Here is a 25,779-nt window from a genome sequence, read left to right as displayed (position 1 = left end):
CTTTATTGCAATAGATTTGTATTATATTTGTGGTATGGGCATTATCAGAAAAACAAAATCAGTAAATGTATTACTTGATGAATTTAGTAAAAACTCAAGTGCAATATCAGTTATCATTCTAATTGAACGTCTTAGTTTAAAAATGAATAAAACTACTATATATCGAATTTTAGACAAATTAGAAGACGATGGTGTTTTACATTCTTTTCTTGGGAAAAATGGAAATAAATGGTATGCAAAATGTAATGATTGTACTAGTACTAAACATCATGATACTCATGCTCATTTTGAATGTCTAGATTGTGGAAAAGTAGATTGTTTATCAACAAATGTTCTTATACCTAATATTCCTAATCGTAAAGTTGATACATCTCAAATATTAATTCAAGGAAAATGTGAAGAATGTTTTAGTTAAATATGTTTTGCAAATATAGAATGAAAAGTTTCACTCAAAAACAAAATTTATATGAGGATAACGGTAAATATTAAACCTTCAAAATTTTATAAATAGGAATTGGTAAAGCCACTCCTTCTGCTAAAAAACGTTTATGTACCGCTTCTTTTAAAGAACATTTTGTTTTAAATTCTTGAAATGGTTCGTTTAACCAAACATAGGCACGCATATGTATATGATCTGTATGTACATCAATTACACGAACATCTACTTGTTTAACATCTGCTATTACCTGTTCAGGAGTTCTAAAATCAATAACAGTCGGTAATTTAATAGCTTCTTCTTGTATAATTTTCCTTGCTAAATCAATATCTGCTTTTATCCCTAGTTTAAAGTTATTAAAACTAAGAACATGAGAATCTTCAATCGTATGATTTAATACTGAATCGGTACTTATTACCGAGTTTGGTATAATTAATCGTTTATTTTCAAAATTGTTAATAACTGTATGTCGTAAGGTTATATCTTCAACAATACCAACTCTAGTATCATCAAGTTTTATATAATCACCCACTCTAAACGGACGAAAAAGAACAATAAAAGCTCCTGCGATTAAATTAGACAATGCTGCTTGTGCCGCAAAACCAATAATAGCGGCTAAAATACCTGCTCCAGAAAAAATTAACGAAGCTTTACTACTAAAAGCAGGTACTGTTGTAATAATATAAGTAATTCCAAAAAAACCTATAAAAAATTTTACAGAATTTCTGAAAAACAAAATACTGGTTCCTCCATAAGGAGCTGTTTTTCTACGCTTTATAATTTGAACAATAATATAACGTATCACTCTAGATAACAACCATGAAATAAATACGACTACTAATATATATCCCAAAATCCCTAAAAAAGAATCTAAATTAAAACGATATGTTAATAATTCATTCATTTAAAATAATGCTGTTTGACTATCATCTTCTTCTGTGTTCTTTTTCTTTTTTTGAAGTGCACGCTCTAATGCTTTCTTAGCTTTATCTTCTTTTGTTTGTTCAAACTCCTTAGGCGCTACAACCTCAACTTCTAGAGGTAGAATATCATCTATAACTTCTTCATCTTTAACCTCTTCTTCTGTTAAAAGTATTGGCTCCTCGTAAGGCAAAGATTCTAATAAATTAACAATACGTATTTTATCGGTTGTTAATTGATTCCCTTGTGCTTTAATACCTTTTATAGCTATAAACTCTTCAAAATTAACTTTAAGGTTTTCTAAACTACGCTTTGAAAATATAACCTCAGCTACAGGACGATAATCTGTAGATAAAATTTCTAATTTTGATTTTTCAGTATCAGCAATAAAGGTTTCTTCTTTATCTACTGTTTCAATTAAAAAACGTTTTACATAATAACGTTCCTTTTCTGCATCAAAATAAATTGCCGAAATAGGTTTATTAGGCTTCCATTTTTCTAAAACAATCATATCACTTTCAAAATGCATTGATAAACTTGGTGATACTGCTTTTATTTTACCTGATTGTGTAGCAATTAAAATTTTATCTTCAGCTCTAAACTCTCCTAATAAATCACCTCTTCCATCAACATTTAAACGTTGAACAGTATCATCAAACCAAATTTTACGAGGTTTTAAAGTAGAAACACCTGCTGTTTTAAATTCTACTTTTCTAATACTATATTTTGTAATTTGATTTCCTCGAATAGCACGTCCTTTAACTGCTAATTCTGCAAAATCAACATCCCATTTTAATTTTGTTACTCCTGCAACAGGACGTAAATTAACCGTAACAACCTCAGCTTCTCCATTAGGATTTACACTAAAATATAATAATTTTGAACCTTTAGCTCCTGTAGTTAAATCATATTCTTTATCACGAGTTACACTTATTACATTAAAACGTTTCATATAATTTGCACCTCTCGAACCATCTCGATACATCATATTATACACCGTACGCTTATCTCTCTTCTTAAAAATTGCAACATGGATAATTCCTTTACCAACAAAAGTTTTAGAGGCTACTTTTGTAACCATCATTGTACCATTATCTTTAAAGATAATTATATCATCTATATCAGCACAATCATCAACATATTTATCTTTTTTTAATGAAGTTCCTACAAAGCCCTCTTCTATATTTACATATAGTTTTGTATTTCTCATTACTACTTTTGTAGCTACAATATCATCAAAAATTTTAATTTCGGTTTTACGCTCATGCCCTTTACCATACTTAGTTTTCAAACCTTTAAAATAGTCTATAGCAAATGTAATTAAGTTATCTAAATGATGTTTAACTTCTGCTATTTTATCCTCTAAGCCTTCAATATATTGTTTTGCTTTATCGATATCGAATTTTGATATTTTTTTAATTCGAATTTCTGTTAAGCGAGTAATATCTTCTACGGTTATTTCTCTTTTTAGATGCTCAATATGACCTAATAATCCTTTATCAATAGATTTAATTACACCTTGCCAAGTTTCTTGCTCTTCAATATCGCGATAAATTCTATTTTCAATAAAAATCCTTTCTAAAGATGCAAAATGCCATTGTTCTTCTAGTTCATTTAATTGAATTTCTAATTCGCTTTTTAATAACTTTACTGTTAAATCAGTAGAGTGTTTTAACATTTCAGAAACACCTATAAATACAGGTTTATTATCTTCAATTGTACATGAAAGCGGAGAAATTGAATTTTCACAATTTGTAAAAGCATATAAAGCGTCAATTGTTTTATCTGGAGATATTCCGATAGGCAAATGCACTAATATCTCTACAGCTGCGGCAGTATTATCTTCAATTTTTCTGATTTTTATTTTACCTTTTTCATTGGCTTTTAAAATACTATCAATTAAAGATGTTGTAGTTGTACCGAAAGGAATTTCAGTAATAACTAATGTTTTTTTATCTAATTGAGAAATATTTGCACGTACACGGACTTTTCCACCACGTTTACCATCATTATAATTAGTAAAATCAGCTACTCCTCCTGTTAAAAAATCTGGATAAATAGTAAAACTTCTTCCTCTTAAATATTTAATAGATGCCGCAATCAATTCATTAAAATTATGTGGCAATATTTTAGTTGATAAACCTACGGCAATCCCCTCTGCTCCTTGCGCTAATAATAAAGGGAATTTTACAGGTAAATCTATTGGTTCATTTCTTCTACCATCGTATGATTTTTTCCACTCGGTAGTTTTAGGATTAAAAACTACATCTAAAGCAAATTTTGATAAACGAGCTTCAATATAACGAGAAGCTGCTGCACGGTCTCCTGTTAAAATATTACCCCAGTTACCTTGCATATCAATCAGCAATTCTTTCTGACCAATTTGCACCATAGCATCTGCAATTGAAGCATCACCATGCGGGTGATACTGCATCGTATGTCCAACAATGTTTGCTACTTTATTGTAACGTCCATCATCTAAATCTTTCATAGAATGCATTATTCTACGTTGTACGGGTTTTAACCCATCCTCTAATGATGGAACTGCTCTTTCTAAAATTACATACGAAGCGTAATCTAAAAACCATTCTTTATACATTCCTGTTACCTTAGTAATAGTTTCTGTATTTTCAATTGGTTCGTTAGTATTATTTAATTCTTCTTCGTGTTCGTTTATTTCTTCACTCATCTAAAAAACGTTTATTCGTTTAAGAGTTTAATTTTTATATTGATTATAGACTTTTTTTTTAAAAGAGTCTATATTGTTATTGATAAGCTATTTAAACCTCATCATCAATTGGATCTAATTCTACTTTTAAGTTTTCAATGATAAATTTTTGTCTATTTGGTGTATTTTTCCCCATATAAAATTCTAACATACTTTCTATAGACATTTCTTTATCTAACATAATAGGATCTAAACGAATATCATCACCAATAAAATGGACAAATTCATCTGGAGAAATCTCCCCCAATCCTTTAAATCGAGTAATTTCTGGCTTACCTCTTAATTTCTTAATAGCCGCTCTTTTTTCTTCTTCGGAATAACAATAATGTGTATCTTTTTTATTTCGAACTCTAAATAATGGCGTTTCTAAAATATATAAATGTCCTTCTTTGATAACTTCTGGAAAAAATTGCAAGAAAAATGTTATCAATAATAAACGAATATGCATTCCATCAACATCGGCATCCGTAGCAATTACAATATTATTATAACGCAAATCTTCTAAGCCGTCTTCTATATTTAAAGCTGCTTGCAATAAATTAAACTCCTCGTTTTCGTATACAATTTTCTTACTTAATCCGTAAGAATTTAAAGGTTTCCCTTTCAAACTAAAAACGGCTTGAGTATTTACGTTTCTAGATTTTGTAATAGAACCCGATGCAGAATCTCCCTCTGTAATAAATAAAGTAGACTCTAAATAAGCTTCCTTTTGAGTATCACCTAAATGAACTCTACAATCTCGTAATTTCTTATTGTGTAAGTTAGATTTTTTAGCTCTATCTTTTGCTAACTTTCTAATTCCAGAAAGTTCTTTACGTTCTTTTTCTGCTTGTATAATTTTACGTTGTAACTTATCAGCGATTTCTACATTTTTATGTAAAAAATTATCAAGTTTTGTTTTGATAAAATCATTAATATAGGTTCTAACCGTTGGCAAATCATCACCCATTTCAGTTGAACCTAACTTTGTTTTGGTTTGACTTTCAAAAACAGGTTCCATTACTTTAATGGCAATTGCTGATATTATCGATTTTCGAATATCTGAAGCTTCAAAAGATTTTCCATAAAAATCTCGAATAGTTTTTACAATTGCTTCTCTGAATGCAGCCTGATGCGTACCACCTTGTGTAGTATGTTGCCCATTTACAAATGAATGATATTCTTCGGAATATTGTGTTTTACTATGTGTAATTGCTACTTCAATATCATCACCTTTTAAATGAATTATAGGATACAACATATCTTCTTGATTGTTGTTTTCTTCTAATAAATCTTTTAATCCATTTTTTGATAAAAATTTTTCTCCATTAAAAACAATTGTTAATCCAACATTTAGATAAACGTAGTTTTTAAGCATTTTAGAAACATATTCGTTTCTATACTTATATTTTTTGAAGATTATTTCATCGGGAATAAAAGATACTTTTGTTCCTTTTCTTCGTGATGTTTGCTCTAAAAACTCTTGATTGATTAAATTACCTTGTTCAAACTCAGCAGCGGCAGATTTTCCATCTCTTGATGATTCTACTCTAAAAAAAGAAGAAAGTGCATTTACGGCTTTTGTACCTACTCCGTTTAAACCTACTGATTTTTTAAACGCCTTAGAATCGTACTTTCCACCTGTATTCATTTTAGAAACAACATCGACAACTTTTCCTAAAGGAATACCACGACCGTAATCTCTAACAATCACTTTATTACCCTGAATAGAAATTTCGATAGTTCTACCAGCACCCATTACATATTCATCAATAGAGTTATCTAAAACCTCTTTAACCAAAATATAAATTCCATCATCAGCCGATGAACCATCACCTAGTTTACCGATATACATTCCTGGACGCATACGGATATGTTCTTTCCAATCTAGCGAGCGGATATTATCTTCGGTATATTTTGTTTCTTGAGTCATAAAAATTAGGAAATTGAAGTCTTTGCGAAATTACTACTTCTTAGCTAAAAATAAAACACTCTACGCAATTTAATTATAATATTCTGTTATTTATTTATTAACGTGTTTCCCTTGTTATTACGGTGTATTTACATTAACTTAATCGATTTCAACAACGTTTTTTTTATCAAAAAAAAAAATTAAAGTACAGTTATATAAGTTGATTAATTGTCAATTATTTAACTCAAAATTCTCTGTTAATTTTATTTTAAATTATTGTTTAAATCTTTTTCTGAATGAGAGAATAATAAATGTCAATAAAATTGTACTTACTATTTTTTGAATTAAAGTTAAAAACCAATAAGAAGTTATTTTTGTTTTTATAAACAAGAATGTATTAGAACTACTCAATTCGTAAATATTTGAAAAACTCAAACAATACGGTAAATTAGAATTATCATAATATATAATTCTAGAATAAGAAAAAATAGTAATATAATTCTCTTGGTAAGAATAACATCCAATAACACCAAATAATAAAGGAAAAACAAATAACCAACAGCACAGTAATATGAACATTGGTTTTACATAATTTTGTGTATAATTACACGAATGTTTATATATACTAAATATTATATAGTTGAAAAAGTTGACAAGCCCACTTCCTGTTAATTTACGCTCAAGGAAATATCGATTTCTTCTCATTTCCATTTCACTAAAAAATGCCTTTCCAGATAATTCCCAGTTTTTCACATTATCATAGTTTCTTTTTATCTGTCGATATAAAACCTCCAAACTTTGTATTGATTTTGCATCTAACTTATTTTCATTGTTTTCTTTCTGAAGTATTATTCTAGAACTATTACCCCAGTCACATTCTTTCAATTGAAGATTTGTAACATTTGACTCTTCAAAATCTGTTTTCGTTAAATCTAAACGATTAAAAGTTGTATTAATAAATAAAACATCTAAAAACTGAAATTGCACTTTTTTACTAAAAAATGTACCGTCTTTAATATTCGGAATAATTACGTCAAAATCAGAATCCTTTATTATTTTTAATGCTTTTTTAATTTCTTTAGAGAACAAAATACTATGGTTATAAAGTTTTAATTGTTCTTTTTCTTTATTTGAAATTACTTTATAAAAATCAAAAATATTAGAGTTTGTTTTTTGACGATAAAAATTTGAAATATAAAACCTAATAAAATTTAAAATACTGATTAGCTTTTCATGTGAAATAATATTTTTATCAAAACAATAACAATCTTGAAATACCAACTCCTTACATTCAATTAATTCTAAACGATAAAAAAGGGCTATATCTAGAAAAAAGGTTTTTTGAAAAAAAACAGCTATAAACTTCGTACTATAAAACTGAACTTTATCAGCAAAAATTGTATAACCGAAACCTGTATTACTTTCAAATGAAGTATAATCAAATGAAGTCATTTCTTTAAAAATTGTAAAATGAAAATGTGCTTCTCCTATAAATGTAGCTTTTCCAAAAAAACATTGTTTATGAACAATTGAATTTCTAAAGTTAAAACTTTTTTTAAAAGTACAATTTGAAAAACGTAGTTCTCTTTCGAATAGTGTATAATTAAAAAAGGCATCATTATGAAATATTGCATCACTAAAATCAACACCGATATAATCTTCTAATTTATTTTTATTCTGAAATACTGAGCTATCAAAAAGAACCTTCTTATGAAATACTGAATACCTAAATGTTGTTTCACTTAAAAATATTGAATTAGAAAAATTGACTTCATCTAAAAACTCAACATTATTAAAATTAACTTTACCTAAAAATGTACAATTATAAAACGACACTTTTTGTTCAAAAATAAACCCCTTATCTTCTCCCCAAAAAAGATAGTCTTTTTTAGATAAAACACTTGTTTTATTATTTTCAAACTCAGGAAAAACAAAACCATTAAAATTTAATGATGCTTTAGTCTCATTAAATGGCTTAACAATAAACTTTCGTAATAATATCCAAAAATCAGTTATCAAATCATAATCAATAATACCATTTTTATCATACCAAAAACCTTTAGGATGAATAAAATATTTCGTTTTTAAATTCTCTATCTCAATGTAAGAAATTTTTTCAAAATCAGTTTCTAAATAATATTTAATAAACCTGTTTTGTTCATTTCTATTTCTAAATATTTCAAACCCTTTTTCTTTATTCATTTTTGATAAACCTTTATATAACAGAATTTTTTACCTCACCTACTTCATCTCACTAAAATATAAATAAAAAAGGAATGTTTTTGATTTTAAAAAATTACACAAAAAAAAACCGCGATTATTAAATAACCACGGTTTTTTTTAAAAAAAATTTTATTTAATTAAATCAATCCAAAATCTTTAGTAACTGCAACTAATTGTGTTGGATTATTTGCGTTAAATTTTTCTTTAAGTTGTTTTAATCTCTTTTCAACAGAACTAATACTGTTAGGTTTTACTTTATTAGTTCTTAAAGTTCCACATATTTCTTTCTGATCTAATCCATCTGCTAAATATTTTAAAATAGTTAAATCATAAGCTGTTACTTTAAATATATCTTTTTCTATTAAAACATTTCCTAATTTAGGTGAAATAAAGAAAGATTCGTCAAATACTAATTGTACTGCTTTTTTTAATTCTGCTTCTCCATTTACAGATTTACAAACAAAGGCATCAACTCTTAACACATTACACAACTGCTGAATTCGATAAGGCTTCTCTTCTACAGAAAAAACAATAGTTTTTAATGATTTTTGTAATTTTTTAGCTTTAGCGATTAAATCTTCTCCTGAATGTAACTTTTCAATATTTGGGTTTTCTATAAAAGATAAATCACTTACTAATAAATCAAATGGTTCTCCTTTAGAGCAAGCACTTTCTAATTTTAAAAAAGCATCATCACAAGACCTTGCATATTCTATTATCGGGATTTTTAAACTCTGTAAAGCTGATTTTATACCGCTTAATATAAAGTCAGTATCTTCTGCTATTAATACTTTTTGAAACATAGTTATTTTTAATTTTAACCAATACTAAAACTCTTCTTTTTTTTCGGGTCAAAAATAATACTTCCATTAATAGATTCTATACGGTTTTCCGTATTTAACATCTTTTTTTTCTATATTTTACAAGGGATACAAGGATATTGTAAATAAATTATATTTTTAACATTAAAGTTGTTTTTATAATAAATTAAACATCTAAAAATAAAAAAATGCTGTTAATTTCTTAACAGCATTTTTTATAAAATTTTAGCGTAAAAATTACCTTCTACTATAATTTGGTGATTCTTTAGTAATAGCAACATCATGTGGATGACTTTCGTTAATTCCACTTGCTGTAATACGTACAAATTTACCAGTTTCTTTTAATGTTTCGATATCTTTAGAACCACAGTATCCCATACCAGCACGTAATCCCCCTACAAATTGGTGAATACTCTCTTCTAAATCACCTTTATAAGGTACACGACCTACAATACCTTCTGGAACTAATTTTTTAATATCATCTTCAACATCTTGAAAATAACGGTCTTTAGAACCTTGCTTCATTGCTTCAACAGATCCCATTCCACGATACGATTTAAACTTACGTCCTTCGTAAATAATAGTTTCTCCTGGTGATTCTTTAGTCCCTGCTAATAACGATCCTAACATAACACAATCTGCACCTGCGGCAATAGCCTTAGGAATATCACCTGTATAACGAATACCACCATCAGCAATTACTGGAACTCCAGATCCTTTAATAGCTGCAGCAACTTCTAAAACTGCTGAAAACTGAGGAGAACCTACACCTGCAACAACACGAGTTGTACATATAGAACCTGGTCCTATACCTACTTTTACTGCATCTGCACCTGCTTCAACTAAATATTTAGCTGCTTCTGGAGTAGCGATGTTACCTACAATAACATCTAATTCAGGAAATTTAGCTTTTACTTGTTTTAACACTGTTACCACACCTTTAGTATGTCCGTGTGCTGTATCAATAATAACGGCATCAACTCCTGCTTTTACTAAAGCTTCTGCTCTATCAACAGCATCTGCAGTAACACCTAATGCAGCTGCAACACGTAAACGTCCGTAAGTATCTTTATTTGCAATTGGCTTTTGAGTAACCTTAGTTATATCTCTGAAAGTAATTAATCCTGAAAGCTTATAAGCATCATCAACAATTAATAATTTTTCAATTTTCTTTTCTTGTAAAATACTTTCTGCCGATTTTAATGAAGTTCCTACTGCTGCAGTTACTAAATTATCTTTAGTCATTACCTCAACAATCGGACGATCATTTTTATGTTCGAAACGTAAATCTCTATTAGTTACAATTCCTTTTAAAACACCAAGAGCATCAACAATAGGAATTCCGCCAATACCATTTTCTTTCATTAACATTTTAGCATCTAAAACTGTTGCTGTTAATGGTAAAGTTAATGGGTCAATAATCATTCCTGATTCTGCACGTTTTACTTTACGAACCTCTTGAGCCTGTTGCTCAATCGTCATATTTTTATGTAATACACCAATACCACCTTCTCTTGCCATAGCTATTGCCATTGCAGATTCGGTAACTGTATCCATAGCAGCAGAAACTATTGGTACATTTATAGTTATATTTTTAGTAAATTTTGTTTTAATAGAAACTTCTCTTGGAAGTACTTCAGAGTAAGCTGGTACTAGTAAAACATCATCATATGTTAAACCTTCGCCTATAAATTTTGATTGGTGAGCTTGCATGTGCAATTAATTTAGTGTGTTGTTAATTAATTGCGTACAAATATACTATATATAATACAAATTCAATATTATTTTTATGTTAACATAAAAAATATTTTGCATCAACTTATTTAAAGTTAATCTAAATAAATTTTGCACAATTCAAAAACTCTATTACATTTGCAAAACTATTTTTAATAAATCTAAATAAAATGAAAAAAGTACTAGGATTATCATTATTACTAACATCAGCATTTTTTATGAGTTGTTCTGATGACGACCCAATTGTTATTAGCCCAGAAACAGTAATTGAAAACGCTAAAACTACATTTGTATCAAATTATGTAAATATCGTAGAGGCTAACTACAATGATGCCTTAGCTAAAACAAAAGATTTACAAAAAGCTATTGATGCTTTTGTAGCAGCACCTGATGCAGCTAAATTAGCAACCGCTAAACAATCTTGGTTAGATGCTCGTGAGCCTTACGGACAAACAGAAGCATACCGTTTTTATGATGGTCCTATTGATGGAGCTGACTTTGGAGAAATAGAAGGTAATATTAATGCATGGCCTTTAGATGAAGCCTTAATTGATTATGTTGCTGATGGTACAGGAGGACAAGAAGCTTCTGATAATAGACAAAATATAGTTAATAACATTACTGAATACCCTAATTTTACCAAAGAAATATTAAGAAATCTTTCTGGATATAGTGAAAATGAATCAAATGTAACTATGGGATATCATGCTATTGAGTTTTTATTATGGGGACAAGATGCTACTGCTCCTTCAGCTAAATTAGCTGGACAAAGACCATTTACTGATTTTACAACGAAAGAAAATTCAGAGAGAAGAAAACAATATTTAAAATTAGCTACAGAAATTTTAGTTGAAGACTTAGAAACTGTAACTAAACAATGGAAATCAGGAGCTCAATATAGAACTGAATTTTTAGCATTATCTAAAAATAATGCTATTGATAAAATTTTAACAGGTGCTGCTAAATTAAGTAACGGAGAATTATCAGGTGAAAGAATGGTTACTGCTGTTGTTAATCAAAATCAAGAAGATGAACATTCTTGTTTTTCTGATAATACACACAGAGATATTTATTTAAATGCAAAATCTATTAATAACATTATTAACGGTAGCTATACTAAAGTCGATGGAACTAAAATTTCAGGAACTTCTTTATTAGAGGTATTAACTTTAGTAAATGCAGCTGAAGCGGTAACTTTAACAACTACAGCAACTACTGTTATGGCTAAAGTAAAAGTTATTTCTGATGCTAAATTCTTTGATTATCAAATTATAGGAGAAACTAAAGATAATAACAACAAACCTGTAATGAGTGCTGTTACTTCTTTAGAAAAACAAGGAATAGAATTAGCACAAGCTGGTAAAACTATTACTGGAAACAACATCGATTCAGAAGTATAATATACTTTTTACTTTAAAAAAAATTAAACCAAACTATCTATAAATATAGATAGTTTGGTTTTTACGTAAAAAAACATAACAGAATGAATAAGGTATTTTTTTATGCTATAGTAACACTTCTTTTATTTTCTTGTAATAAAAAAGAAGAATACACTTCTCTATATAATTACGAAAATGGGGAAGAACTATCCGCAGGGAAATTAACAACAACAATACTAGGTGTCAATGCTTTTGATCAAAAAGTACCTGGATTATTACAACTAGATGGGCGTTCTTTTTTTGTAGGAAATTCTTTATTTCGTCAAAATTGGGTAAGCTCACCAGCCTCTACTACTGCAAGAGATGGTTTAGGACCTACATTTAACGCAAGAGCATGTAGTTCTTGTCACAACAAAGATGGTAGAGGGAAGCCTTTGGAAACAGGTCAAAAATTTTCTACTGGTTTTTTAATGAGAATAAGCACTTCAGGAATAGGCGCTCATGGAGGTCCTAAAACACTAACTAATTATGGAGGGCAAATACAAGAACACGCTAATTTAGGAGTATCATATGAAGCTAAAGTTTCTGTTACTTTTAAAACAATTAAAGGCACTTTTACTGATGGAGAATCATACGAATTAAAAGAACCAATTTACACTATTTCTGATGAACAATTTGGCTCTTTACAAAACGCTTTAACTTCACCAAGAGTAGGACAACAAGTTATCGGTTTAGGGCTTGTAGATGCTATTTCAAACAATGACATTTTAGTGAATGCTGATGAGTTTGATGCCGATAATGATGGGATTTCAGGAAAACCAAATTACGTTTGGGATGTTGTTAAAAATCAAACTGTTTTAGGTCGTTTTGGTTGGAAAGCTAATCAACCTAATTTAAAACAACAAGTGGCAGGTGCTTTTAGTGGAGACATGGGGTTAACAACTTCTTTATTTCCTGATGAAAATTGCCCATCACCTCAACAAGATTGCCAAAAATTCCCTAATGGTGGTTTACCTGAAGTTACTGATGAAGCTTTAACTGATATAATGATTTATTCCTCTTCTTTATCAGTACCTATTAGACGAAACTTTAAAGATGAAAATGTTTTGAAAGGAAAGCAAATTTTTAAAGATATGAAATGTAACAGCTGTCATACAGAAGTATTTACAACTTCGAATAATTATCCTGCAAACAAAACATTAGAAAACGTTACAATTAGACCTTATTCCGATTTTTTATTACACGACATGGGTGATGCCTTAGCTGATAACAGACCCGATTTTAAAGCCACAGGTAAAGAGTGGAGAACACAACCATTATGGGGTATCGGTTTAATTGATGAAGTAAATAATCATACTTTTTTATTGCATGATGGTAGAGCTCGTAATATTGAAGAAGCTATTTTATGGCATGGCGGAGAAAGTGAAGCATCAAAAGAAGCATATAAAAATTTAATAAAAGAAGATAGAACAGCCGTTTTAGCCTTTATAAACTCATTATAAAATGATTAAAAAAACAATAATTATAACAATAACATCCCTCCTATTTTTATCTTGTAATAGTGATTCGGAGACTGTTTCCTCTTTTGATATTCAAAAACTTCGTACTGATATTATAACGAATATTGAAACACCTATTACCACTAGTTTTATTGAAAGTATTGATGATTTAAATAATTCGATACAAATATTTACTACGAATCCAAATGAAAACAATCTTCTAGTCGCTAAAAACACTTGGAAAACAGCGGCTAAAAACTATTCTTTAATTCAAGTTTTAAATATTGGAGAAATTAAAACTTCTTACATACAAACTTCTTTTTTTAGCTGGGTAGCTAACGCAAAAGGAATTGAAGAGTATCTTTTATCAAACAAAGAAATATCTGAAATAGCTATAAACTCTATTTCAACAAATTTAAGAGGTTTAGCTAGTATCGAACATTTACTTTTTGATAAAAATACTACTGAAACTATTGAAGGTTTTACAGATATCAGACGAAAAGAATACTTAAATATTCTTGGATTAAACCTTGTATCTAAAGCTACTATTTATAATTCTAAATGGAATACATTTCGCACCAAATTTATTGAAAATAATTCAACAGGTATTAATGGTAGCATCAATCAAGTTATCAATCAAATGTATGCTTTATTAGAAGATGTTAAAAGTTATAAAATAGGGCAACCTGCAGGAATTGAAAAAACAAGCGTTCCTGACATAACTCTTTTACAAGCTCAAAAAAGTGACTATTCATTAGTACTTATTCAGAATAATATCGAAAGTATAAAAAACATCTATTTTGGTAACGAAAATGGTATCGATGATTTTGTTAGTTCAATTACTAAAAATGAAACACTAAACAACAAAATTAAAATACAATTTGAAACTATTGAGAATACCATATCAGCATTTGGAAATAATTCTTTAAAAGAAGCTATTATTAATGATAAAGCGAATGTTAAAAAACTATATAACGAAGTAAAACAATTATTAGTTTTAATCAAAACAGACGTAGCAAGTGTTTTATCTGTAACCATTACCTTTACAGATAATGACGGAGACTAAACCTTTTATTTAAAGATTTCAACAATTACTAAATCAAAAAATCCCGATAAATTATTTATCGGGATTTTTTTATAAATAAATCAAATTTAATAAATTTAGAAGATATTTTTTAGGTTAAAACCATAACTGATATATACCGCTATTTGATCGTTTTGAGTAGAAAAATTCACTTGATTTGTTTTTACTGAATTTTTAATATTCTGAACACTTCCTTCTAAAAAATAATCATTGCCCGACAAATAATACTTTGCACCTAAGGTTATCATATTCTTGTTTTTAAAATACTTTGTAAATGATAACTCAGGTATTATATACACATTCCCTGGGTTGATAGAATTATTAGTTGCTATAATTTTATCATCGGCTTCTCCTTTTTCTTCTTCAAAATTAGTATCAGTAACAAAAGAAATAGAAGAACCTAAACCTATCGTTATATCTAAATCTTTTTTTAAAGAAATATTATACCCAGCTCCTAATGAAACGGTGTGCATAAAATAATTATTATCTACAGTAAATTCCTTTCCTTCATTAAGCCCATTTATAGTCAGCATTGCATACGAAGCCATATATCCTAATTTAACTTGTGCTTTAAACGCTGTTTTATAAATTGCTGTTAACGAAAGTGAATTATTAAAATTATTAGATATAGTACTTTCTGTAAACGGCATTGCTGTTTTATGAATCACAGCATCGGTTAAACCAAATTCATAACCTATTGTTGTATATAAACCTTTGTGCGTATTATTTTCCTGAGCGTTTATTGTTGATATACAAACAAGAAACAAATTTATTATTACAATTATTTTTAATTTCATTTTACTGTTTTTCAAGGTTAATTGAGGTTGATGTAGCTGACACAGTACATTCATTTGATTTTAACCAAACCCCATCAAGTTTCTTTTTATCGGCTGATAAATTAAGTTCATACGTATTTTCAGTACAGTAATTTCCACAACCAGGATCAGAACCTATTTCTTGCTTATCATTCGTATTAATAGTTAATTTATTACCATCAAGATTCATTTCTAAATTAAAAATGGCAAAATATTGTTGATTTGGTATAGAGGCTATCTTTAGTTTCCCCTCAATTAATTCCTTTTCATGTTTGGTTATTGTTAATGTATAGCGGTATTTTTTCGAACAACAATTTGAACAATTCATTGCTCCATCCCAAATACCTACTAAACTATTTGTTTCTTCAACTTCGCTATCATTATTATTAATAATAGCTTCGTTGTACGTTATATCTATTGATTTAGTACAAGCGGCTAATAATAGACATAAAACGATATATATTATTTTTTTCATTTGGTTTTTAACGATTTAAATTATTAAAAAGTAAACGTATTACTTAGTGTTACAGAAGTTGATTTTAAACCTGTAGATCTTTCAAAGCTAGAAAGTCGGAATTCTAACGATTTAAACTGAAATTCTCTTTTCTTATTGATTTTAAAGTTCAGTACACCGTTTACTGGTGAAAATTTCATTCCTATTCCTACTTTATTTGTCGTAAACTTCGCTAAATCATAATCTGAGGTATAATACTTAGCATCTAAATCATGTTCTCCCCAAGCTTGAAAATATTTTGATTGTGTTTGTGTATGAAAACGATAAAAAGGATATAATGTTAATCCACTTCCTATTTTTATAGGTGTTTCAATTTCAAAGGTATTACCTGTTACTCCAAAATCATCACTATAGAACCTGTAAAACAAACGTGTAATTAAGAAATCACTAATAAAATAATTAGCTCTAAAACCAAGTGCTTTTTTTATTCTTGATCTTGGTAGATTTTCACTTTCTACTTTTTTATTTTTTTCATTTTCAATAGTAACGCCATCATTAAAATAAACTCTATGAAAAGGTGTATTTAAAATTCCCTTCTGAATAATTACCTCAGCTGTTACAGACGCATTTAATCTGCTATTTACATTCCCTCCATAAGTAGCTGCGATATTATAAGTAAATCGAGTATCCGTATCATATCCTTTAAAAGCATTCGTTGTTGGAACCACATATTCATCGTCGTCATCCCTAGCACTATAGTTCAAGTTAGCCGCACGATTATCATCATCATCGTCATCATCATCATCATCATCATCATCATCATCGTCGTCATCATCGTCGTCGTAATCATCGTCGTCGTAATCATAATCAGTACCTCCTGTTGCTGCTCCTGCTTTTCTATCTCTAATTTCTCCAGGATAAATTAAAAGCCATTTATCGATAAAAATTCCTGCATTAATACTTAAAAACTTATTTCCGTCTTTAGAATCTTTCTGCCAAGTAATTTTACCATAATTTGAAGTAACATCAAACTCTTTAGAGTAACCATATAAAACAGAAACAGCTGTATTGTTTTCAGGTATTAATCGACTAAAATTTAATGACATATATTTTCGAGTATCTTCACTCGCTAAATTATTATCTGAATTTACTGTTTCGGCTGAACTTGTACTTGCCGAAGTTGTTGCACCATATTTATCAATATTTGCTGTACTTGCTGATGTATAATGATCTAAACCAAAAGTTGCTCCAAAAGTAGCGGTTTTATTTACAGGTATTGAAACTGTTATTTGTGGGGCATTATTATCTAACTTTTCGGTACCCAAACCTCCAGTTACTGCCGCATTATTTCCATCTTGTTCATAATAGTTATAAAGAATATCTACTTGAACTTTATCTAATTGTTTTATTTTTTTTTGCGAAAACATATTCACACTTAACATAAAACATAAAACAATGATTAATTTAGTATTTAATTGCATCCACATCCTCCACCTGATTTTCCTCCGTTAGCACCTGCAGCTCCTTCTCTATAATTCTGAGAGCTTGTTTCGTATTGTTCAATTTTTCTTGATGATAAAGCCATATCTTCATCATTTAAATACATTTTTTGATATGGCTTTACGCTTACACAATTTGAAAAAATTGTAATAATAAGTAAAAGCATAACTGTTTTTTTAATCATATTTTAGTTTAATTTTAAATTAGTAGATGTATATATATTATTCTTGTTAGTAACTAAAAGACATTCAACACCTTTTAGTTGATTTATTAATGCTAATCCTTTTTCTTTTCCCATTACGTAAACCGATGTTGCTAAAGCGTCTCCTAACTCTGTATTTTCACAAAAAACAGTAACGCTTTTTAAGCCTTTAACTGGCCAACCCGTTTTAGGATGAATTATATGCGAATACTTAATTCCATTAAATTCGATATATTTTGCATAATTACCTGAAGTTACCACCCCGTTATTGTACAAATTAAACGAAGCAATACTTTTTAATACTTTGTTCGGATCTGCAATTTTTATAGCCCATTTTTCGGTTATCGGATGGTTTCCCCAAGTTGTCAAATCACCTCCTGCATTTACCAAACCAGCTTTTACGCCTAGTTTTTTTAATTTTTCTTTTACTTTTTCTGCCGCATAGCCTTTTCCAATAGATCCGAAACCAATCTTCATTCCTTTTTTTGCTAAAAACACCGTATTATTTTCTTTATCAATACGAATATCTTTGTAATTAATATTTTTTATTGATTTTAAAACAAGCGTGCTATCAGGTAATTTTTTCATCGGTTTATTGAAATACCACAATTTATCTAACGAGGCAAAACTGATATCAAAACATCCATTTGTTAATTCCGATATTCTTTTGCTTCTTGCGATTAAATCAACCAATTCACGACTCACTTTTACAGGCTTTACTCCCGCATTTCTTGTAATTTTTGAAGTTTGAGAAGTTGCTTTCCAAGATGATATTAAGTTTTCAATTCGCACAGTTTCCTTGATAGCTTCTTGAATAAAGAAAGTAGCTTTTTCTTTTGTTTCAGTAACAACGGTAAATTCAAAATCAACGCCCATCAAAAGCCTTTTTTCTTTATAAACCTGCTGCCCTTTTACTGAAAATGAAGCTATTATTAAACAAAACAAAAAATATATCCGCATCATTATTTTAAATAATTTTCGATATAATATGCTGCTGTTTCACTTTTATAACCATCAATAGCTTTTATCATTTCTGCTTTATTATTTAAAACTGCCACAAAAGGAAAAGCACCTGAATTATTATATTTTTCTGCTATTTTTTCTATATAATTAATGCGTTCTTTTGTTAATTTTCTTCTACTACGAGGAAAATCAATATTTACTAAAACATAGTCTAAAAGAGCTTTATTTTTAAATATTTCAGAAGATAAAACTTCATTTTTCAATTCTTGACAAGGCATACACCAATCAGATCCTGAGAAATAAACAAGTATTTTTTTATGCTGATTACTTGCAATTTTTTGAGCTTCTTCAATATTTGTTAACCATCTCAGTTTTTTTTTGTTTTGTCCGTTTACGGTTACAGTTATTGCTCCTACTAAAACCAGTGTTAATATTATATTTTTATACATTTTTTTAAAATTTTCGACAAAACTAATCTTTATTTAGAATAAATAAACATAGATTTGCCAAAAAATTTAAATTATTTATTTTTAATTAATCTAAATTAAGAGATATTAACATGAAGAAATTATTAATTTTATACATAATCGCATTAGTTACTATTTCTGTAAATGCACAAGAAGTGACCGTTGGGGCAGGAACCTGTGGTGGATCTATTACCTCAAATCTTCCTGTTAAATATGATGATGGTTCTTGGACTAGCGGAAAAAGTAACAGTTGGTCTTTGATGCTTTATAAAAAAAGTGAATTAAACAATATCAATGGAAACTTAACCCAATTAGGGTTTTATACAGATTGTGGAAGTACAAATTATTCAACAGTCAATAACCAAAGAATTTATATAAAAGAAACAAATATCTCTCAAATAACAAATGGAAATATCCCCGATCTTTCAACTTATACAAAAGTTTTTGATGGTGCTATTACTTGGCAAAAAAAATCAAGTTTTACCCCTAATATAATAACACTTACGAATCCTTTTACTTATTCAGGTACTAAAAATTTATTGATTTATTTTGAAAATGAATCAGGAAAAGGTGTTTCTATGTGGGGGAGTATCCCTTTTATATGGAATAATCAGGGTGCAAAAAGAACAGCAAGTACACTTTATAAATTGAGTAATAAAAACAGTTCTATAGGAGCTATTGATAAAGTATTGCCTGTTACGTATTTTAAATTTTCAACACCAAGCGCTCCTCCTGTAATTACAATGGAATTGGATCAAAATATCTGTAGTGGAAGTTCTTTTAGTTTTACAACTGTTGATATTACACCAATAAACCCGACACTTACATTAAAATGGATAACATCAGGTACTGGAACATTTAATAATAACGCTATAAAAAACCCTAGTTACACGCCTAGTAATACAGATATAACAAATGGAGATGTAATACTAACATTAACCGCTACAAACCCTGATGGATCTAGTGATGCCAGTTTTACGCTTTCTATTTCTCCGCTTCCGAGCGCATCTATAAAAAAAATTAATTAACTATAAATAACTATTAAAATGATAAAAAAATTATTATCAACTACCGTATTATTATTCTGTTGCCTTACTATCTTAGGAAACAATATAGCTACATCTAAAACGACTGTAACCCCTCCTTCTTTACCCGAGATTACACTATGTGAAAATGAAAACTTAGAATTAACAGCAGAAGATGCTGGAACTGGAGCAACTTATGAATGGACTAAAGGAGTTGATGTAAAATCAAATATTAAAGATTTAATTATAAATAATGTTACTTTAGTTGATGCAGGAATATACACCTTAACTGTAACAAAAAATGGTTGTTCAAATACAGTTGATATTCTTGTAAAAATCAACGAAAACCCTGACACACCTATATTAGCCAATACAGCTGCTTCTTGTGCTGCTAACGGAACTAGTGAAATAACAAATTATGACGCTACTGTAACTTACCTTTTTACTCCTGTAGGACCTACCGTTAACGCTACTGGTGAAATTCAAAATATGACTTTTGGAACTTCATATACTGTAATAGCTGAAAAATTAACATGCCAATCTGATAACTCGGTCTCTTTTCAAAATGACGCAATGTTACCAACTCCTAACGTACCAACATTAAACGATACAGCTGCTTCTTGTGCTGCTGATGGTACTAATCAAATTGATAATTATGACGCTACCGTAACTTATGTTTTCACTCCTGTAGGACCTACTGTTAATACTAGTGGTGAAATTCAAAACATGGTTATTGGTACTTCATATACTGTAATAGCTCAAAAAGGTACTTGTGATTCTGGAAGTTCTATTACTTTTCAAAATGATGTAATGTTACCGACTCCTAAAGCAATTATTAAACTAAAATAATTTTAAAAACCCACGAGGCGATTTTCACCTCGTGGGTTTTTATTAAAATTGATTCTAATGGTTAAAAAAGTATTCTTTATTCTTTTAGTAATGTTACATTTTAGTACATCATATGCCGCAAATAAAATTTATACGATAAATGATTTAGATAAACATCAAAATAGTTTAACAGAAGTCACCATTTGTGAAGGAGAAAATTTAGCGCTTACTGCTCAGTTTTTTGAAGAAGCAACCTATAAATGGTTTACTTCTGATGAAAAAACAATCAATAATATTGATTTATTTCGTTCGAATATTTCCGTAGAAATGGCAGGAACGTATCTTTTGACAATCTATAATAATGGATGTAATGATACTGCTCAAATTAATGTTATTGTTATTCCTAAACCAAACGCAGGAATAAATGGTTCTTTAGATATCATAAAAGGTTTTACCCCTACCCAAGAAGAATTATTTGACGCTTTAGGCGGTAATCCTGAAGAAAATGGTGTTTGGACAAAGATAAAAAACACCTATACTTATACTGTAAATTCAAAAAACAAGTGTAGTAATATCGCTAAATCAACTGTAAATATTACTGAGAATATTCAACTAACAAATGGTTTCTCTCCTAATAATGATTCTGTTAACGATACTTGGGTTATTCTTTCTGAAATTTCAATTAAATACCCAAACAACAAACTTTTGGTATTTAATCGACATGGAAATAAGGTGTACCAAGCCACTCCATACAAAAATAATTGGGATGGTATTGCAAATTCTAACTTGATTATTAACAAAACCACCAAACTACCTATAGGCCCTTATTATTATGTATTAGAATTAAATAATACTAGCAATACTATGCTTAAAGGTTGGGTTTATATTAATTATTAAGCATGAAAAGAATCACTATTATTCAAAGTTTTTTATTTTTATTGCTAACAACACTAGGTGTTATTAATAATTTGAGTAGTCAAAATACAGCTGATTTTTCCGTTTTCAACCATAGTTTAAACCTTATAAATCCTGCTTTTACAGGAAAAAACAATCAAACTCAAATAGCTTCTAATTATAAAAAAGTATGGGCTGGTATTGAAAACTCAATACATTCTAATATTATTTCATTTAGTATGCCTACTCAAAAAGGCATTGGTATTGGTGCAGCTGTAATTACAGATAATTTTTATTTATTTAAAGAAACAACGATCTCTGGAGATATATCATATAAAGTTAAATTAAATGTAGCTCATGAGCTATTGTTTGGTTTAAAAGCTTCTGCAAAATTTTTTGGTGCTAATTTTAATAATGTTAAAACTTTTGAAAATAACGACCCCTTATTTACTAAAAATGAACAGGTAGTTTTACCTAATTTTTCTCTTGGTTTTGCAATTAGAAATGAACGTTATTTCGTTCATTTTTCAATGTTAGATATTTTAAAAGAACGAAAAAATAATACAGAAAAAGTAGGCGTATCAAATGTAATGCGTACAAATTTTGGTGCGGGAATATATCATAAACTTACTGATTATTTAGGTGTAACGACCACTTCTTTATTTAGGGTAATACAAGGAGTACCGCTTTCTTTTGATATTAGTTCAATGCTTTCAATCAATAATAAATATGATTTTGGGCTTACCTATAGATATAATGCTGCTTTAATGGGTAATTTTCTTATCAAAACAACTGATTGGCTACAATTGGGTTACAGTTATGGAGCCCCTTTAAATGAAATAGCAAAATACAACAACGGTACACACGAATTTTTTATACGCATATACTTTAACAAGAAAACAAAGAACCCTTTTAAATGGAGGTTAGGCTGTTTTTAACAAAAAAAATAAATAATGAAAAAAATAATTTTACTGATTTTACCTTTCTTATCAATAACAATCTATTCACAAGGTAGTGAAGTTACTATCGGTATACCAATGTGTGGTAGTTCTATCACTAAAAGTGCTCCTGCTCGTTATGATTATGTTCTCGAAAAAGAAAATAGTTGGGCTAGCATGTTATACAAAGCATCACAAATAAGTGCTGCTGGTAAAATAAAAGGGCTTGCTTTTTTTGCTGATTGTAATTTATACGAGGATTGTAATTTTGATACGGCTAAAAATCAAAAAATATATTTAAAAGAAGTTGATTTTTCTCAAATTGAAGATACATCAGCACCTGATTTATCAACTTTCACAAAAGTATATGATAGTGAAATAACTTGGAGAAGAGGAAGTACAATCGAAAATTCTAAAACACAAATTGTTTTTGCAAGTGAATTCAACTATACAGGTTCTAAAAATTTATTAGTTTATTTTAGTAATGAAAACGATAAACCTTTAGGAGGTTTTGGAGGTTGTGGAAGTTCTCCTTCTTTTTTATGGGATAACGCTGGAGAAAAAACTGTTCTTTCTGAAGTTTTTAAAAAAGGCGAAAAAACAGGAAATGGAAATTATAGCAAAGAACTACCTATTGTCCGATTCTATTTTGACGAAATAAATACTGAAGATTTTTCCGCTTCAGCACAAAAAACATTAATTACTGCTTCTCCTAAAAAAATTACAGCCAACGGTGTTTCTTCTAGTATTATAACCGTTCAATTATATAATAAAAATGGTGCTATTTTAAATTATGCAAATCAAAAAGTCGTATTAAATACTACTGCCGGTATTTTAGGAAGTGTTATCGATAAAAATAATGGCTCTTATACTGCTTTTTTAACGAGTAGTGAATATGAAGAAACAGCTGTTATTTCTGGCATATTAAATGAAGTCAATATTATTGATACCGAAGAGGTTCAATTCATAAAAAAAGATAGTTCTGAATCAGAAACTGGAGGAAACCCTACTAACAATTCAAACCCAACCAACCTAGTACAAGGATTTTCACCGAATAATGATGGTATAAATGATACTTGGAAAATTTTGCCAAATGTGCAAGCAACATATCCTAATAATAGCTTATTTGTTTTTAACAGATTTGGCTATAAAGTATATGATGCGGCTCCTTATCAAAATAATTGGAATGGAGAATCTAACGGAAAAGCAACCATTTCTAAAGATTCAAAACTTCCTGTAGGTTCGTATTATTTCATTTTTAACACTGGTAAAAACGAGCAAATTTTTAAAGGTTGGCTACAAATAAATTATTAAAAAATAAAAAATGTTACTACGAAAAATATTATTTATAAGCGCATTAATACTTACTCTTTGTGTTTATTCTCAAAACAACGTAAATTATTCCTTATATAATTACAACTTAAACTTAATAAACCCTGCCTTTGCGGGGCAGGAAAATAAAACTTCTATTCTTATAAATTCTAAAACACAGTGGGCTGGAATACCTGATGCACCTAAAACAAGTACCATTTCTTTAAATATTCCGCTAAAAGAAAACATCGGAATTGCTTTAAATATTATTAATGATAAAATATTTATTTTTAATCAAACACAAATTTCTTTAGATGCTTCTTATAAATTAAAAGTTAGCGAAAATCATCAGGTATTATTTGGTATTAAAGCACAGGCAAATTTATATAGTGGTGAATTTAACACCATTAAGACAGAGGTAGAAAATGATGCTTTTTTTGCTGAATCTATTAATAATTTTAGCCCTAATTTTGCATTCGGTACTGCATTGATACATGAAAAATATTATATACACGCAACAATAAACACCGTATTATTTGATGATCGATACAAAGAAGTTAATAGTCCTGAAAATAAAAATAGGTTAAATATGAGTATTGGTAGTGGTTATACTATCCAATTAAACAATTATTTAAATTTAAAGCCTTCTACATTAATTACGATTGTGCAAGGAACTCCGTTAGTTTTTGATTTGAATACCACTTTAGAAATCAAAGAAAAATACAATGTAGGACTTTCTTATTCTTTAAATAATTCTGTTCAAATAAACGGAAAATTAAGTGCTACAAAATGGTTCGATTTAGGCTATGGATATAGTATATACACGAACAAAATAAGCCCTTATCAAAACGGAACTCATGAGTTTTTTGCCCTATTTAATTTAGATGATATTTTTTAATTTTTCAATTATAGATATATAAAACCTAAAGTGAATTTTAGGTTTTATATATTTTCAAACAATAATTTTACGTAACCATCTTCAGGGTTTTCATATACTTCTTTTGTTATTCCTTGTTGTAAAATAACGCCATTTTTTAACACAATTATTTCATCAGAAACTTCAAGTGCATCTTTAATATCATGCGTTACAAAAATTGCAGTTGTATTTGTTTTTTTTAAAATAGCTAAAATATCTTTACGTAATTGACTTCTTAAAATAACATCTAAATTACTAAAAGGTTCATCTAAAATTAACAACTCTGGTTTTGGAGCTAATGCTCTTGCCAAAGCAACACGTTGTTGTTGTCCTCCTGAAAGTTCATGCGGATAACTATTTTCTTTATCTGATAAACCTACTAAAGTTAAAACTTCTTTAATTCTATCTTTTTTATCTGATAAATTAGATATTCCGTAACCAATATTATCAGCAACAGAAAAATGAGGAAACAAAGCATAATCCTGAAAAACCATTCCTATATTTCTAAGTTGTGGTTTTACAAAAATTGCTGATGATGAAACTGTTTTTTCTTTGATTAAAATAGTACCAAAATCTAAAGTTTCTAAACCTGTTATTAAGCGAATTAAAGTTGTTTTTCCGCTTCCACTTTCTCCTACGATAGCTATTATTTTTCCTTTTGATAAAGAAAAAGAAACGTTATTTAACGCCACTACTTTTCCTTTATTAAATGTTTTTTTAACATCTTTTACTTCTAATAATGTAGTCTTC

22 protein-coding genes and 1 pseudogene are annotated in these 25,779 nt (G+C 28.9%); 10 read left to right on the top strand and 13 right to left on the bottom strand.

Annotation, left to right across the window (positions count from 1 at the left end):
- Nucleotides 1-34 precede the first annotated feature (34 nt).
- Complete coding sequence (locus AB0T67_RS01650; RefSeq protein WP_369218866.1) at nucleotides 35-415, top strand: Fur family transcriptional regulator; 381 nt, start codon at nucleotides 35-37, stop codon at nucleotides 413-415.
- A gap of 70 nt (nucleotides 416-485) precedes the next feature.
- On the opposite strand, the gene AB0T67_RS01645 is transcribed toward AB0T67_RS01650, so the two are convergent.
- The 6 genes from AB0T67_RS01645 to guaB form a co-directional block, all read right to left on the bottom strand.
- The gene (locus AB0T67_RS01645) at nucleotides 486-1,340 is read right to left on the bottom strand and encodes a mechanosensitive ion channel family protein (protein WP_369218865.1); all 855 of its coding nucleotides are present in this window, start codon (nucleotides 1,338-1,340) and stop codon (nucleotides 486-488) included.
- Nucleotides 1,341-4,046 (bottom strand): DNA gyrase/topoisomerase IV subunit A, encoded by a 2,706-nt coding sequence (locus AB0T67_RS01640; RefSeq protein WP_369218864.1) that lies wholly within the window; start codon nucleotides 4,044-4,046, stop codon nucleotides 1,341-1,343. It abuts the gene before it with no gap.
- Nucleotides 4,047-4,137: 91 nt separating this feature from the next.
- A complete protein-coding gene (locus tag AB0T67_RS01635) occupies nucleotides 4,138-5,997 on the bottom strand; it encodes a DNA topoisomerase IV subunit B (RefSeq protein ID WP_369218863.1) in 1,860 nt (619 codons plus the stop codon).
- A 252-nt stretch (nucleotides 5,998-6,249) separates the two neighbouring features.
- Nucleotides 6,250-8,178: a pentapeptide repeat-containing protein gene (locus AB0T67_RS01630; protein ID WP_369218862.1), complete on the bottom strand. Its 1,929-nt coding sequence runs from the start codon at nucleotides 8,176-8,178 to the stop codon at nucleotides 6,250-6,252.
- A gap of 158 nt (nucleotides 8,179-8,336) precedes the next feature.
- Nucleotides 8,337-9,002, bottom strand: a complete 666-nt coding sequence (locus AB0T67_RS01625; RefSeq protein ID WP_271229972.1) for a helix-turn-helix domain-containing protein — start codon at nucleotides 9,000-9,002, stop codon at nucleotides 8,337-8,339.
- Nucleotides 9,003-9,257: 255 nt separating this feature from the next.
- On the bottom strand, nucleotides 9,258-10,733 hold the full coding sequence (gene guaB, locus AB0T67_RS01620; protein ID WP_369218861.1) for an IMP dehydrogenase: 1,476 nt from the start codon (nucleotides 10,731-10,733) through the stop codon (nucleotides 9,258-9,260).
- 191 nt (nucleotides 10,734-10,924) lie between these two features.
- On the opposite strand from guaB, the gene AB0T67_RS01615 reads away from it, so the two are divergent.
- The 3 genes from AB0T67_RS01615 (at nucleotide 10,925) to AB0T67_RS01605 (ending at nucleotide 14,698) form a co-directional block, all read left to right on the top strand.
- The gene (locus AB0T67_RS01615) at nucleotides 10,925-12,154 is read left to right on the top strand and encodes an imelysin family protein (protein WP_369218860.1); all 1,230 of its coding nucleotides are present in this window, start codon (nucleotides 10,925-10,927) and stop codon (nucleotides 12,152-12,154) included.
- Between the two features lie 83 nt (nucleotides 12,155-12,237).
- Complete coding sequence (locus AB0T67_RS01610; RefSeq protein ID WP_369218859.1) at nucleotides 12,238-13,635, top strand: di-heme oxidoreductase family protein; 1,398 nt, start codon at nucleotides 12,238-12,240, stop codon at nucleotides 13,633-13,635.
- 1 nt (nucleotide 13,636) lies between these two features.
- A complete protein-coding gene (locus tag AB0T67_RS01605; RefSeq protein WP_369218858.1) occupies nucleotides 13,637-14,698 on the top strand; it encodes an imelysin family protein in 1,062 nt (353 codons plus the stop codon).
- 95 nt (nucleotides 14,699-14,793) lie between these two features.
- Here AB0T67_RS01605 and AB0T67_RS01600 read toward each other — a convergent pair whose 3' ends face one another.
- The 6 genes from AB0T67_RS01600 to AB0T67_RS01575 form a co-directional block, all read right to left on the bottom strand.
- Nucleotides 14,794-15,513 (bottom strand): hypothetical protein, encoded by a 720-nt coding sequence (locus AB0T67_RS01600; RefSeq protein ID WP_369218857.1) that lies wholly within the window; start codon nucleotides 15,511-15,513, stop codon nucleotides 14,794-14,796.
- A 1-nt stretch (nucleotide 15,514) separates the two neighbouring features.
- Nucleotides 15,515-16,006 (bottom strand): hypothetical protein, encoded by a 492-nt coding sequence (locus AB0T67_RS01595; protein ID WP_369218856.1) that lies wholly within the window; start codon nucleotides 16,004-16,006, stop codon nucleotides 15,515-15,517.
- Between the two features lie 23 nt (nucleotides 16,007-16,029).
- Nucleotides 16,030-17,412 (bottom strand): DUF3570 domain-containing protein, encoded by a 1,383-nt coding sequence (locus AB0T67_RS01590; protein ID WP_369218855.1) that lies wholly within the window; start codon nucleotides 17,410-17,412, stop codon nucleotides 16,030-16,032.
- 44 nt (nucleotides 17,413-17,456) lie between these two features.
- Complete coding sequence (locus tag AB0T67_RS01585) at nucleotides 17,457-17,669, bottom strand: DUF4266 domain-containing protein (RefSeq protein ID WP_369218854.1); 213 nt, start codon at nucleotides 17,667-17,669, stop codon at nucleotides 17,457-17,459.
- 3 nt (nucleotides 17,670-17,672) lie between these two features.
- Nucleotides 17,673-18,563, bottom strand: coding sequence for an FAD:protein FMN transferase (locus AB0T67_RS01580; protein WP_369218853.1), 891 nt, complete (start codon nucleotides 18,561-18,563; stop codon nucleotides 17,673-17,675).
- Nucleotides 18,564-18,649: 86 nt separating this feature from the next.
- Nucleotides 18,650-19,099, bottom strand: coding sequence for a thioredoxin family protein (locus tag AB0T67_RS01575; RefSeq protein ID WP_369218852.1), 450 nt, complete (start codon nucleotides 19,097-19,099; stop codon nucleotides 18,650-18,652).
- 110 nt (nucleotides 19,100-19,209) lie between these two features.
- On the opposite strand from AB0T67_RS01575, the gene AB0T67_RS01570 reads away from it, so the two are divergent.
- From AB0T67_RS01570 to AB0T67_RS01545, 6 genes are read left to right on the top strand one after another with little or no spacing between them, the layout of a single operon-like run.
- On the top strand, nucleotides 19,210-20,145 hold the full coding sequence (locus AB0T67_RS01570; RefSeq protein WP_369218851.1) for a hypothetical protein: 936 nt from the start codon (nucleotides 19,210-19,212) through the stop codon (nucleotides 20,143-20,145).
- Nucleotides 20,146-20,163: 18 nt separating this feature from the next.
- The gene (locus AB0T67_RS01565; RefSeq protein WP_369218850.1) at nucleotides 20,164-20,991 is read left to right on the top strand and encodes a hypothetical protein; all 828 of its coding nucleotides are present in this window, start codon (nucleotides 20,164-20,166) and stop codon (nucleotides 20,989-20,991) included.
- Between the two features lie 57 nt (nucleotides 20,992-21,048).
- The gene (locus AB0T67_RS01560) at nucleotides 21,049-21,867 is read left to right on the top strand and encodes a gliding motility-associated C-terminal domain-containing protein (RefSeq protein WP_369218849.1); all 819 of its coding nucleotides are present in this window, start codon (nucleotides 21,049-21,051) and stop codon (nucleotides 21,865-21,867) included.
- A gap of 2 nt (nucleotides 21,868-21,869) precedes the next feature.
- The gene (locus AB0T67_RS01555; protein ID WP_369218848.1) at nucleotides 21,870-22,802 is read left to right on the top strand and encodes a PorP/SprF family type IX secretion system membrane protein; all 933 of its coding nucleotides are present in this window, start codon (nucleotides 21,870-21,872) and stop codon (nucleotides 22,800-22,802) included.
- Nucleotides 22,803-22,817: 15 nt separating this feature from the next.
- On the top strand, nucleotides 22,818-24,116 hold the full coding sequence (locus AB0T67_RS01550; RefSeq protein WP_369218847.1) for a T9SS type B sorting domain-containing protein: 1,299 nt from the start codon (nucleotides 22,818-22,820) through the stop codon (nucleotides 24,114-24,116).
- A 10-nt stretch (nucleotides 24,117-24,126) separates the two neighbouring features.
- Nucleotides 24,127-25,011 (top strand): PorP/SprF family type IX secretion system membrane protein, encoded by an 885-nt coding sequence (locus AB0T67_RS01545; protein ID WP_369218846.1) that lies wholly within the window; start codon nucleotides 24,127-24,129, stop codon nucleotides 25,009-25,011.
- A 44-nt stretch (nucleotides 25,012-25,055) separates the two neighbouring features.
- On the opposite strand, the pseudogene AB0T67_RS01540 reads toward AB0T67_RS01545, so the two are convergent.
- Nucleotides 25,056-25,715 (bottom strand): annotated as a pseudogene (locus AB0T67_RS01540) (ABC transporter ATP-binding protein); the annotation flags it as partial.
- Between the last annotated feature and the right edge of the window lie 64 nt (nucleotides 25,716-25,779).

The organism is Tenacibaculum salmonis, assembly GCF_041053065.1.
GTDB classification, from domain to species: domain Bacteria; phylum Bacteroidota; class Bacteroidia; order Flavobacteriales; family Flavobacteriaceae; genus Polaribacter; species Polaribacter pacificus_A.
This window is presented reverse-complemented; position numbering and strand designations above follow the sequence as displayed.